Genomic DNA, 11,912 nt, shown 5'->3' with positions numbered 1-11,912 from the left:
CGCTCAGCGGCACTCGGCCAGGATCTTGTTGGCCTGCGCGAACTGCGCGGCGCGTTCTTCGTCCGTCATGATGCGCGACTGGCCGGCCGCGTCGAAGTCCCGGATGCGTACGCCCGATTCGACCTGGGCCCTGGCACTGCGCGCCATGGCGCAGCGCTGCGCAATATCCCGCTCACGCTCGGCCTGCTGGGCGTCCTTCTTTTCCTGTTCCTCGCGCTTCTTCTTGCGCTCCTTGTAGTCGGCCTCGCGCTCGGCCAGGGTTGGTGCCGTCTTGGGCGCGGCAGGTGCGGCGGCGGACGCTTCAGGCGCCGGCGGGGTGGTGGCCATGCGGCCGGGCGTCTTCAGGATCTTGTGCGCCGGGGTCGAAGGTGGCGGTGGGCGGTCGGAGAAATGGCGCACGCCGTTTTCGCCAATCCAGGAATACTGGGCCTGGGCCAGGCTGCTGCCAAGGAGCAGCGCGCCGGCGGCGAGCAGGCGGAGGGGAGTGGTGGAGCGTGGCATAGAGTTTTCCTCAGGTAACAAACGGATTTCGCCACGCCAGGGCCCGGCTGTCAATGAGGGATGCGCGTCGAGGGCAATTTTTAGGCATGGCTGCGACAGTCTTTTGTACTTTCTGTATAATTCACTTTTGCGCCTATAGGAAAATACTATGCGTCTCCTCCAAAAAGCACTCACCTTCGATGACGTGCTGCTCGTCCCGGCCTACTCCAACGTTCTTCCGGCCGAAACTTCCCTTCGCACCAAACTGACCCGGAATATCACGCTGAACATTCCGCTGCTGTCGGCTGCGATGGATACCGTGACCGAAGCGCGTCTCGCGATCGCGATGGCGCAGGAGGGGGGCATCGGCATCATCCACAAGAACCTGAGGCCGAGCGACCAGGCACGCGAAGTGGCCCGCGTCAAGCGCTACGAATCCGGCGTGCTGCGCGACCCGATCACCATTCCTCCCACCATGAAGATCCGCGAAGTGCTGGCGCTGTCGCAACAGCACGGCATCAGCGGCTTCCCGGTGGTCGAGGGCAAGCAGGTGGTCGGCATCATCACCAACCGCGACCTGCGTTTCGAGGAAGACCTGGACGCGGAAGCGCGCGCCAAGATGACCCCGCGCGAGAAGCTGGTGTATGTGAAGGAAGACGCCAATACCGAGGAAGCCAAGCGCCTGATGAACAAGCACCGCCTCGAGCGCGTGCTGGTCGTCAACGACGACTTCGAACTGCGCGGCCTGATCACCGTCAAGGACATCCAGAAGTCGCACGAGCACCCGCTGGCCTCGAAAGATTCGCAGGGCAAGCTGCTGGTCGGCGCGGCCGTCGGCGTCGGCGCCCGTGACGAAGAGCGCATCGAGCTGCTGGTCGCGGCCGGCGTGGACGTGCTGGTGGTCGACACCGCCCACGGCCACTCGCAAGGCATCCTGGACCGCGTGAAGTGGATCAAGGAACGTTACCCGCACGTGGACGTCATCGGCGGCAACATCGCCACCGCAGCGGCCGCCAAGGCCCTGGTCGAGCACGGCGCGGACGCGGTCAAGGTCGGCATCGGCCCCGGTTCGATCTGCACCACCCGTATCGTCGCAGGCGTGGGCGTGCCGCAGATCACCGCGATCTCGAACGTGGCCAAGGCCCTGGAAGGCACCGGCGTGCCCTGCATCGCCGACGGCGGCATCCGCTTCTCGGGCGACATCTCGAAAGCGCTGGCAGCAGGCGCGCACACTGTCATGATGGGCAGCATGTTCGCCGGCACCGATGAAGCGCCGGGCGAGACCATCCTCTACCAGGGCCGCAGCTACAAGTCCTACCGCGGCATGGGCAGCCTGGGCGCGATGGCCGAAGGCTCGGCCGACCGCTACTTCCAGGAAGCATCGAGCAAGGCCGACAAATTCGTCCCGGAAGGCATCGAAGGCCGCGTCGCCTATAAAGGCAGCGTGCTGGCGATCATCTTCCAGCTGGTCGGCGGCGTGCGCCAGTCGATGGGCTACTGCGGCTGCGCCACCATCGAGGAACTGCGCGAGAAAGCCGAGTTCGTCGAGATCACCTCGGCCGGCATGCGCGAATCCCACGTGCACGACGTCCAGATCACGAAGGAAGCGCCGAACTACCGCTCCGAGTAAGCTCATTTCATGAAACGCGGCCGGCAGTGGCCGCGTTTTTGCATGACCCGATTCATTTCCTATCGTTGCCTTCTACATGCACTCCAAAATCCTCATTCTCGACTTCGGTTCCCAGGTTACCCAGCTGATCGCCCGCCGCGTACGCGATGCCGGCGTGTTTTCCGAGGTCTATCCCTACGACGTCAGCGACGAGTTCGTCCGCAACTACGGCGCCTCGGGCATCATCCTCTCGGGCAGCCACAACTCGACCCTCGAAGGCGATTCCCCGCGCGCCCCGCAAGCCGTGTTCGAAGCCGGCGTGCCGGTGCTGGGCATCTGCTACGGCATGCAGACCATGGCCGCCCAGCTCGGCGGCAAGGTCGAGAACGGCAAGGTGCGCGAGTTCGGCTACGCCGAAGTGCGCGCCCGCAACCACACGGCCCTGCTGAACGGCATCAACGATTTCGTCACCGATGAAGGCCACGGTATGCTGCGCGTCTGGATGAGCCACGGCGACAAGGTGCTGGACATGCCGCCGGGCTTCAAGCTGATGGGTTCGACCGACAGCTGCCCGATCGCCGCGATGGCCGACGAAGACCGCCGCTTCTACGCACTGCAGTTCCACCCGGAAGTGACCCACACCACGCAGGGCGAGGCCATCATCGGCCGTTTCGTGCACGAGATCTGCGGCTGCAAGTCGGACTGGAACATGCCGGACTACATTGGCGAAGCGGTGCAAAAGATCCGCGAGCAGGTGGGTAGCGATGAAGTCATCCTCGGCCTGTCGGGCGGCGTCGACTCGAGCGTCGCCGCAGCCCTGATCCACCGCGCCATCGGCGACCAGCTGACCTGCGTCTTCGTGGACCACGGCCTGCTCCGCAAGGACGAGGGCAAGATGGTCATGGACATGTTCTCGAAGAACCTCGGCGTGAAGGTGCTGCGCATCGACGCCGAAGACCAGTTCATGGGCCACCTGGCCGGCGTGACCGACCCGGAACAGAAGCGCAAGATCATCGGCCGCGAGTTCGTCGAGGTGTTCCAGGCGGAAGCGAAGAAGCTGACCAATGCCAAGTGGCTGGCGCAGGGCACCATCTATCCGGACGTGATCGAATCGGCCGGCAAGGGCAAGAAGGGCCAGACCATCAAGAGCCACCACAATGTGGGCGGCCTGCCTGAAACCCTGAACCTCAAATTGCTCGAGCCGCTGCGCGAGCTGTTCAAGGACGAGGTCCGCAAGCTCGGCGTGGCGCTGGGTCTGCCGCATGACATGGTCTATCGCCACCCCTTCCCGGGTCCGGGCCTGGGTGTGCGTATCCTGGGCGAGGTGAAGAAGGAATATGCCGACCTGCTGCGGGAAGCGGACGCGATCTTCATCGAAGAGCTGCGCAATACGCCGTTCGAGCTGCCGGCGGTTGCGGGCATCGATCCGGGCAAGGCGCCGGTGAACTGGTATGAGGCGACCAGCCAGGCGTTTGCGGTGTTCCTGCCGGTGAAATCCGTTGGCGTGATGGGCGACGGGCGTACCTATGAGTACGTGGTCGCGCTGCGCGCGGTGCAGACCCTGGACTTCATGACGGCGCAGTGGGCGCATCTGCCGCACTCGCTGCTGGGCAAGGTATCGAACCGCATCATCAATGAGGTGCGTGGGCTGAACCGGGTGGTGTATGACATTTCGGGCAAGCCGCCGGCGACGATCGAGTGGGAGTGAGCGGAGTCGCTAAGTAACTGATTTTGTAGTGGAAATTGCAGAGCCGTTGATCATTCGTATGAATTATCAACGGCTTTTTATTTTGTCGGACGGGCATGTCCATGCAGTGCTAGGCAAAAAAATCAATGGTATTAAATATGGCACTGAATCTGGGGCGCTACCGTCGAAGTATGTGTATACCAGCGTGCCGCTCGCTATTAATCATGGTATCGGCTTGTGCCAAGCTTTTTGATTCCAAAGCGAAAAGCGGCCAGTAACCGGCCGGTTCCAGAGATTGCACCGAAGGCCCGGAAGCGCTTTTCGACCGAGCGTTTCAGGATGCACACCCTTCACCCAGGCTTGAGCAGCATGTGCCTACCTGGGCGATGCCAGTACTCCGGCATCCTTATTTTTCGAGTGAGCGATGGCTGCCGCTGATTCGGATCAGGTAGGGGAAAGATCCTGCAGTACGAAGAGGTCATGCAGCGGCGGGGCGGTTCTCGCCAACGACGCTGGCGACCGCTGGGGTCCAGGCCGCGTCGAGCTCGTCGACCTGCTCCTTCAGCAGCCCGACGGCAAGGTGCAAGTCGAAATCGAATGCCGAGCCGCATGCGAGCACGGCCGCAGCTTCAGGCTGGGCGGCAGCGTGCTGGTCCCGAGAAAGGACAGCAGGGCGTCCTGGTAGCGCGGGGGATTGCAGGCAGGTGTCATCGTACTGCATTCAAGCAGTTCGTGCCACAGTTTACGGACCTCGTCGAACGTGGTGCACGGGCTTCCGGAGCGGCTGGTGCATGACCATGTCGATCTTGACGTGGCTGTTCGGACTGTCCGGAGATGTTGTTTTGAGGAAATTGTCATACAATTGGCTAGCTGGCTGATTCGCGCATTCGACGTCATTTGTCGCATTGTCTTGTACGCTGCGGGAAGGATTTGATGTCGTCACGTCAACAAGCTTTTTTTCAACGACCAAGCGGGGCGTGTGCGCACGAACTGCCTGACTGCCTTTTATGGGAGGGCAAGCATGGAAACACGGGATCGCTTTCGCGGTTCGCTGCTCGGGCTGGCCTGCGGAGATGCCGTTGGTACGGCCGTCGAGTTCCTCGATCGCGGCAGCTTCGCGCCGCTGACCGACATGATCGGCGGCGGGCCGTTTGCGCTGGAGGCAGGCCATTGGACCGACGACACCTCGATGGCCCTGTGCCTAGCCACCAGTCTGCTCGATTCCGGCGGCTTCGACCCGGCCGACCAGATGCGACGTTATTGCCGCTGGATGGAAGAAGGCTATCTGAGCAGCACCGGCGAATGCTTCGACATTGGCATGACCGTCAGCGATGCCTTGCAGCGCTTCCTGGATGAAGACGAAGCGTTTGCCGGCAGCACGGACCCGGACACTGCGGGCAATGGATGCCTGATGCGCCTGGCTCCGGTGCCGATGTATTACTTTTCGGACCGCGCGTTGGCGATCGCGTATGCGGGCGAGAGCGCCCGCACCACGCATGGGGCGCAGGAATGCATCGAGGCCAGCCGCCTGTTTGGCGCGATGCTGTGGCTGGCGCTGGCGGGCGCCACGAAAGAGGCGATCCTGCACGGGCATGGCATGACGGACCTGTGCTCCGCACGCCTGGTTTCGATCGCACGCGGCGCCTACCGGGGCGCGCATGCCGGGGAGATCCGCGGCAGCGGCTACGTCGTGGACAGCCTCGAAGCGGCGCTCTGGTGCTTCGAGCGGACGGCGACGTTCGAGGAAGCGGTCCTGTGCGCAGCGAACCTCGGGGACGACGCCGACACGACGGCCGCCATTTGCGGCCAGCTCGCGGGTGCGTTCTATGGCCAAGCCGGTATTCCCCAACGCTGGCAGGAGCGGCTGGCCTGGGCCGACCGGATCCTCGCCTTGGCGGACCGTTTGCACGCTGCGCCGCCCGGCGCAAGCTCTTGAACGATCGGCCAACCACATCCTGGAGGGTAAAGGAATGCTGCACACACGGTCGCTTTTGGAGGATGGAAGTAGGATTCCGGCGAGCTATAAATTCACAGAAGCAATTACGATTGAGGGAACCAGGGGTGGAAGAGCAGGAATTCAGGGCCGATGCAGAGAATTTTGTGAATTGGCTTGCTCGATATTTGGATACGTCCAGGGCTGAATCAGCGGCAAACAATGAGGTCTTGCACCAATGGACGGCGCGCAGCGATCGGGCTGCTCCGCAGGCGGGCGCGATCTGGTCCTGCAAGTCCCTTTTTGACGCTTATCAGAACTATTACTGGAAAACGCGTAATCCGCTGACAAAGGGATTCATTTTCTCCTATACGGAGTCCGCCGAATGCTTGGCCCAGCTTGGCGAGAAGCTGCGGGAAACAATCGAAAACGGCGACGCCAAGCAGTGCCTCCAGGTATGTGAAGACATCCTGCGTTGGGGGGGAGTGCAGAATCGGCCAGTGGCCTCGCTCATCCGGTCCTTGGGTGATGGCTTGCCCAGGTATCTCAAGGCTGTCGAGGCAATGTTGAACGAGGGGCCGCAGACAAATTTTGTCGTGATTGACGGCAAACGTCATGCCTTGGAAGTCGACTCTGGGACCACCAAGATCTACTCCCTGCTCAGTACGGATTGGGCGATATACGACGGCCGGGTTGGCGCGGCGCTGGGGTGGCTGGTACGTCGCTGGGCCGAGGAAATGGCGCTCGCAGAAGTACCGGAGCGCCTTCGGTTTGCATGGGGGTATGAGCCGCGGCGCAATCCGAACGTTGAAAAAAAACGGACGTTCCCGATGTTCGGCGCTGGCGTTGACAGGTTCCAGCAGAATCTCCGGCTGAACTGCTTGCTCAGGATGATTCTGGAAGCGAACGCGTCGAGCCAGTTCATGCGAACGGCACATCCATTGCGTGCGCTGGAAGCTGCCTTGTTCATGATCGGCTATTCTGTGCGCGAGCATCGTGATCGATATGGCGAAGCGGCGGCGCTTGACGTCCTTGAACTCGAAGCGGATCCTGTCGACAATTGCAGCTTTGCCGCCAAGATTTCCGCCAGATTGCGTGAGCGATCTCGGGCGGCGATTCCAAAGCAGAACGGAGGCCAGTTCAACGCCGAGTGGTCGGAAGAGGGAGTGATCGTCGATTGCCTGGGCCCCAATAGCTTGCTGCCCTGGCGTGTTTTCGATGAAGTCGAGCGACTACTCGATGAGAATGTTGGAAACGCGAGGCGAGGCAATGCGATGGGAGGAACACTTGGCGATGCGCTTTTGCCATTCGATTCAGTGGAAGGGCGAATCGCTGAAAAAATCTATGGCAGGAAACAGGGGGACGCTGTATTCCGCAGGATTAGTCCGATTGCAAATATTCTCGTCTGGGCCGGCGTGTGTGAACATGAAACAAAGATGTTGTGCAAGGCAGGCAAGGGACAGTAGCAGGTCAATGTCGCCTGAAAACACCCAAGTGCTCTTCCGATCCTTTCCGCGCCTGTATCGCGGAAGGGACAAGCGCCTGACCGAGTCTCTCATGTCCAGTGGTTTCGAATGCGGAGATGGCTGGTTTGAGCTCATCCGGGATCTGTCGGCAGCTCTTGAGCAAATCGCCCATGAGGAAGCGCGTCTGCCCGACAGCGAGCAGTGGCCGGACGCTTTCCAGGTGAAGGAAAAATTCGGCAGGCTGCGCTTTTACATCCGGCATGGCTCTCCTGCGATGTATCGCGCAATCGATGAGGCTCAGGAGCTGTCCGAGCAAATCTGCATGATGTGCGGCGCCGCCCATCCTGCTTGATCGCCGAAACCCGTGGAGATGCGCTCAGGCCTGTCCCTGCCCGAGCAGGGCATCGAGCGCGGTGAGCGTTTCCAGTGCGCCGGCGGAAATGCCGATGCCGTGCACGCTGCCGGAGTCAGCCTCGCGCGGATTGATCCGGATGAGCGAGCCGCCATGCCGCAATACGACCCGCTGGGCGAACTGGCGTACGGTCGGGATGTTCAGGCCGGCCCCGATCTCAGGCCAGCGACAGCGTGGCCACGCGGCCCGACTTGCCGCTTTCCGCGTCGGCCCAGCGTTGCTGGCTGAGGTAGTCGATGACCTTGTGACGCTGCTCGAGCGTATAACTGTCCTGGTGGCTGCGGCTCATACTGAGCGACATGTCATACATGGACGCCGTCGCAACCGCCCTGATGCGTGAATCGCTCGTGGCGGCGGTCAGGGCCATGCCGCTCAAGCCGCAAATACCGATGGCGCCGATGCGCTTGCGGTTGACGTTCGGCAGCAGGCCGAGGAAGTCAACAGCCGCGCTGTAGTCTTCAGTGTTGATGTCGGGCGAAGCCACGTGGCGCGGTTCGCGCCGCTTTCGCCGGTGTATGAGGGGTCGAAGGGCAGGGTGATCAAACCGTGCTCGGCCATGGTCTGCGCGTAGAGGCCCGAGGATTGTTCCTTGACTGCGCCGAAGGCCGCTGACCACGATCGCCGCCAGCTTGCCGCTGGCGTTCTTGGGCACGTATAGGTCCGCTGCCAGGGTGATGCCATAACGGTTCCGGAAGCTGACTTTCCTGTGATGAGCTTGTCGCTCCTGGGGAAGGTCTTGTCCCATTTGTCGCCGAGTTTGACACGCGTCTGCGCCGAGGCCTGGCCTGGCACAGCCATGGCAAGGCCCATCGCGGCGGCGCCGGTCCCCGTCATTTTCAGCAACTGGCGGCGTTCGATATCGGTATCGCTCGCGTCGTGGCGAGTGAAGGGTTTGTCGGTATGTTCGTTCATGGTGCTCCGTTGCATATGCTTGAGTAATGGAGCCGATCACGCCATTGGGCAATCGGCTGGCAGCAAATTCTTCCTCCCTGGGGTCATCCAGAAGCGGCAAGGCTCCAGCGTTGGGCCTGTTTGAAGTCGATGTACTGTTGCGCTGAATTCTCGCGCGCACGCGTCTCGTTGAATAGGTACTCAATCCTGAATGGGTCTATTAGCAAGGCTAATGAATGAGCCTGGAGAAGGCTCTAGATGCAGCCGCCGAGGTAGAACGTACTTGACTCTCAGCCGTGCCCGAACATAGCATAACGCTCATCAGTTCATGGTTTCTGTCGTGGTACTGATGGGGTTGGGCGCAGAAAGCTAAGCGTATTCAACCACTTATCTCAGCCATTGATCATCGAGTGGGAGTGAGTAGAGCACACTCCTGATTTCTAAAAAGATCAGGTGAGCCGTTGATCGTTCGAGATGAACGTTCAACGGCTTTTTCTGCAGGGCCAGCCATGAACGCGAGTCGAAACTAGGAATAGCTCGCCGCGTTTCTTAAAAATGTAACTAACCCACAGCCGCTTTCCGCACAATACGATACCTCGACGTTAGCGACTACACATACACTAACCAGACATTACCAAGGCGTCCAGGGAAAGGCCGGACTACCGGCAAGACGCTCGGACGCAGGCCCCGGGAGCTATTTGACAGGTTGACAAGCACGTCACTGACAGGCACGCTTAATCATGAACGTCGCTTCCAACGCTGTAGCCGCAATGATTCCATTCACCTTCAACGACATCGAGACAGGCGCGCGCCTGTTCGAAGCCCTCGCGCGCCAGGCCATATCGCTACGCGGCATGCCGATCACCTACGGCGACCTGCTGACGCTGGCGCGCTCCCTGCATCCGAAGGACGAGGTACTCGGCCGTGCGGTGCCGGTGGGCATCGGCGCCAAGCTCCAGTTCGTGGAGAGCTTTTGCGCCACGCATGGCTTGCCCAATCTGGCCTGCCTCGCGGTGAACAGGGAGACCTTGCGGCCAGGCCCTGCTTACCAGGGTGACTGGGAAGCCGAGAAGCGCGCCGTTGCCGGCTTCGACTGGGGCAGCGTCGATGGGCAACTGGCGGCATACGTGGAAGCGATGCGCGCCAAGGTGCCGGCCCGCTTCAAGCCGCGCAAGGAACGGCCGGCGGACGTGGCCTGGTACGCCTATTTCTGTTCCCATCGGGCGGCTTGCGACAAGCTCACGCCGGAGGACAAGCAGGAGATCATCAACCAGATGATGGCCGGACTGGACCCTGAAACGGCGCTTGGGCGCGTATTGGCCGCGAAGCTTGAATTCGGCAGCGCAGCCTGAAGCGAGGCAGGGAGGCCGCGGCGGATTTCTTCGGCCAGCGGGGCGAAGATTGCGGGACGACCGCACGGGAAACAGGAGAGGAAGCGTATGCAGGAACTGTCGAAAGGGGCGCGTCTGGCATTCGCCCCCGATATGGTGGAGGGCGAGCTGCAGGTCAGGCTGAAAGGGCAGGGGCTGCAACTCGACTTCGCCTGCTTCGCCATCGATGCAGCCGGCAAGCTTGTCGATGATCGCTACATGATTTTCTTCAACCAGCCGGCCACGCCGTGCGGCGGCGTTACGCTGAAGGGTGAGGGGAACGAGGTCGATGGATTCTCCTTCCGTCTCGCCATGCTGCCGGCGAAGGTCGAGCGCCTCGTCATCACTGCCAGTATCGATGGTGGCGGCGTCATGTCGCAATTGACGCAGGGCCACGTGGGGCTGCATGGCGCGGGCGGCGAGTTCGCGCGCTTCGCGTTCACGGGCGCGGACTTCTCCCAGGAACAGGCGCTCATGCTCGGCGAACTGTACCGCAGGGAAGGCGGCTGGCGCTTCATGGCGGTGGGGCAGGGCTTCAACGGCGGCTTGCCCGCCCTGGTGCGGCATTTCGGCGCCGACGTCGCGCAGGACGCCGCGCCGGCGCAGCCGGCGCCTCCACCCTCGAGCATCAGCCTCGAGAAACGCGTCGAGGCGAAGGCGCCGCAGCTGGTCAGCCTGGTGAAGTCGGCGGGCGTCTCGCTTGCAAAGGTCGGCCTGGATGCGCACCGCGCCAGGGTCTGCCTCGTGCTCGACATCTCCGGCTCGATGAGCGCGCTGTACCGCAAAGGCCTGGTGCAGCGTTTCGCCGAACGCATCCTGGCGCTTGGCTGCCGCTTCGACAACGACGGCGACATCGACGTCTTCCTGTTCGGGCGCAACGTGCACCAGCCCGAGCCGATGGGTCTGTCGAACTGGACCGGCTACATCGCGAAGGCCATCGACCGCCATCCGCTCGAGGGCGACACCCGCTACGGCGCGGCCATGGCGGCCGTCCGCCGGCACTATTTCCCGGATGCCGGCGGCGGCGAGCGCACGTCGCCGCACGCCGCGCCACTGCCGGTCTACGTGATGTTCGTGACCGACGGCACCACCTCCGACCAGCCCATGACCGAGCGACAGCTGCGCTGGTCGAGCCGGGAACCGATATTCTGGCAATTCATGGGCATCGGAAAAGGGAAGAAGTCCAAGGCCAGGCGCCTGGCCGACTTTGCCGACTCCGACTTTCCCTTCCTGGAAAAGCTCGACGACCTGGGTGGACGGCTGATCGACAATGCGGACTTCTTTTCGGTGTCCAGTCCGGACGAGCATACGGATTCGGCCTTGTATGACCTGTTGATGACGGAGTATCCGGGCTGGGTAAGGCAGGCGCGCCAGAACGGGCTACTGCGCTAGGCAAGCGTCTCCACGGCCTGCGCTTTCTCATATTTTTCTACAGGCTCCCGAAAATGTCCTCATGACGCGCCGAGCAGATCCACTCCCACAACGTCGAGAAATGTAACTAACCAACGAGAGACTTCACAACAACTTGAATTCGGAACGCTACGGACTTCAGCAAAGACAACATAAAACCACCAAGGCTTCCAGCACCGAGCCCCGGCGAGGCGCGCGATGCAGCCAAGGTCGGGACGGAGCTAGACTCTAGTAGAACTTAATGTGCGCAGAAGTGTCGAATGATGACCATGGAAAGCACTCTAGGAATCGGACACGCTGCCAGGCTGCTGGGAATCACGGTCAAGACGCTGCAGCGCTGGGAGCGCGAGGGACGGCTAGTCCCGGCGGCGCGCACCGCCAGCAACCGCCGGCGTTATACCGAGAGCCAGTTGCGCGCGTTCCTGCACCTGCCATCGCCGGGCGCGCCGCGGCGTATCGTGGCCTACTGCCGGGTGTCGAGCGCCGCCCAGCGCCCCGACCTGGCCAACCAGCGCCGCACGCTCGAGCAGTTCACGGCCGCGCGCGGCTTGGCTGGGGTGGAATTTATCGAAGAAGTTGGGGGTGGCCTCAATTTCGGGCGCAAGCGCTTTGTGGCCTTGATGGATGCGATCGGGCGTGACGAAGTGGCGACAC

Annotated in this window: 13 protein-coding genes; 8 read left to right on the top strand and 5 right to left on the bottom strand. The window is 62.0% G+C overall.

The annotated features are described in order from the left end of the window. Window positions 1-3 precede the first annotated feature (3 nt). Window positions 4-501, bottom strand: coding sequence for a DUF4124 domain-containing protein (locus tag NX780_RS15750; protein ID WP_258828824.1), 498 nt, complete (start codon window positions 499-501; stop codon window positions 4-6). Between the two features lie 148 nt (window positions 502-649). Between NX780_RS15750 and guaB the strand changes: the two genes are divergently transcribed. Next, complete coding sequence (gene guaB, locus NX780_RS15745; protein ID WP_258828823.1) at window positions 650-2,110, top strand: IMP dehydrogenase; 1,461 nt, start codon at window positions 650-652, stop codon at window positions 2,108-2,110. Window positions 2,111-2,186: 76 nt separating this feature from the next. Continuing rightward, the gene (gene guaA / locus NX780_RS15740; protein WP_258828822.1) at window positions 2,187-3,797 is read left to right on the top strand and encodes a glutamine-hydrolyzing GMP synthase; all 1,611 of its coding nucleotides are present in this window, start codon (window positions 2,187-2,189) and stop codon (window positions 3,795-3,797) included. A gap of 457 nt (window positions 3,798-4,254) precedes the next feature. Here guaA and NX780_RS15735 read toward each other — a convergent pair whose 3' ends face one another. Next, the gene (locus NX780_RS15735) at window positions 4,255-4,497 is read right to left on the bottom strand and encodes a hypothetical protein (protein ID WP_258828821.1); all 243 of its coding nucleotides are present in this window, start codon (window positions 4,495-4,497) and stop codon (window positions 4,255-4,257) included. A 300-nt stretch (window positions 4,498-4,797) separates the two neighbouring features. On the opposite strand from NX780_RS15735, the gene NX780_RS15730 reads away from it, so the two are divergent. The 3 genes from NX780_RS15730 to NX780_RS15720 all read left to right on the top strand — a co-directional run bounded on the left by NX780_RS15730 (window position 4,798) and on the right by NX780_RS15720 (window position 7,527). Further along, window positions 4,798-5,712: an ADP-ribosylglycohydrolase family protein gene (locus NX780_RS15730; RefSeq protein ID WP_258828820.1), complete on the top strand. Its 915-nt coding sequence runs from the start codon at window positions 4,798-4,800 to the stop codon at window positions 5,710-5,712. A gap of 125 nt (window positions 5,713-5,837) precedes the next feature. Further along, on the top strand, window positions 5,838-7,175 hold the full coding sequence (locus NX780_RS15725; protein WP_258828819.1) for a hypothetical protein: 1,338 nt from the start codon (window positions 5,838-5,840) through the stop codon (window positions 7,173-7,175). A 7-nt stretch (window positions 7,176-7,182) separates the two neighbouring features. Further along, window positions 7,183-7,527, top strand: coding sequence for a hypothetical protein (locus NX780_RS15720; RefSeq protein ID WP_258828818.1), 345 nt, complete (start codon window positions 7,183-7,185; stop codon window positions 7,525-7,527). Between the two features lie 24 nt (window positions 7,528-7,551). Here the strand turns inward: NX780_RS15720 and NX780_RS15715 are convergent, their stop codons facing one another. From NX780_RS15715 to NX780_RS15705, 3 genes are all read right to left on the bottom strand, one after another. Beyond that, window positions 7,552-7,689 carry a hypothetical protein gene (locus NX780_RS15715; RefSeq protein ID WP_258828817.1) on the bottom strand — a complete coding sequence of 46 codons (138 nt, stop codon included), beginning with the start codon at window positions 7,687-7,689 and terminating at the stop codon, window positions 7,552-7,554. 55 nt (window positions 7,690-7,744) lie between these two features. Then, entirely contained in the window at window positions 7,745-7,888 is a 144-nt protein-coding gene (locus NX780_RS15710; protein ID WP_258828816.1) for a hypothetical protein, read from the bottom strand. A 71-nt stretch (window positions 7,889-7,959) separates the two neighbouring features. Then, the gene (locus NX780_RS15705) at window positions 7,960-8,499 is read right to left on the bottom strand and encodes a twin-arginine translocation signal domain-containing protein (protein ID WP_258828815.1); all 540 of its coding nucleotides are present in this window, start codon (window positions 8,497-8,499) and stop codon (window positions 7,960-7,962) included. Between the two features lie 749 nt (window positions 8,500-9,248). On the opposite strand from NX780_RS15705, the gene NX780_RS15700 reads away from it, so the two are divergent. From NX780_RS15700 to NX780_RS15690, 3 genes are all read left to right on the top strand, one after another. After that, on the top strand, window positions 9,249-9,830 hold the full coding sequence (locus NX780_RS15700) for a hypothetical protein (protein ID WP_258828814.1): 582 nt from the start codon (window positions 9,249-9,251) through the stop codon (window positions 9,828-9,830). Window positions 9,831-9,917: 87 nt separating this feature from the next. After that, window positions 9,918-11,240 carry a VWA domain-containing protein gene (locus tag NX780_RS15695; RefSeq protein WP_258828813.1) on the top strand — a complete coding sequence of 441 codons (1,323 nt, stop codon included), beginning with the start codon at window positions 9,918-9,920 and terminating at the stop codon, window positions 11,238-11,240. Between the two features lie 278 nt (window positions 11,241-11,518). Then, window positions 11,519-11,912, top strand: a 394-nt coding sequence (locus NX780_RS15690; protein ID WP_258828812.1) for a MerR family DNA-binding transcriptional regulator, incomplete at its 3' end; no start/stop codon positions are given.

Source organism: Massilia agri, from assembly GCF_024753255.1.
In the GTDB taxonomy this organism is placed as follows: Bacteria; Pseudomonadota; Gammaproteobacteria; order Burkholderiales; family Burkholderiaceae_D; genus Telluria; species Telluria agri.
Note: the sequence above shows the minus strand (reverse complement) of the source record. Positions and strands in the feature narration are given on the sequence as shown.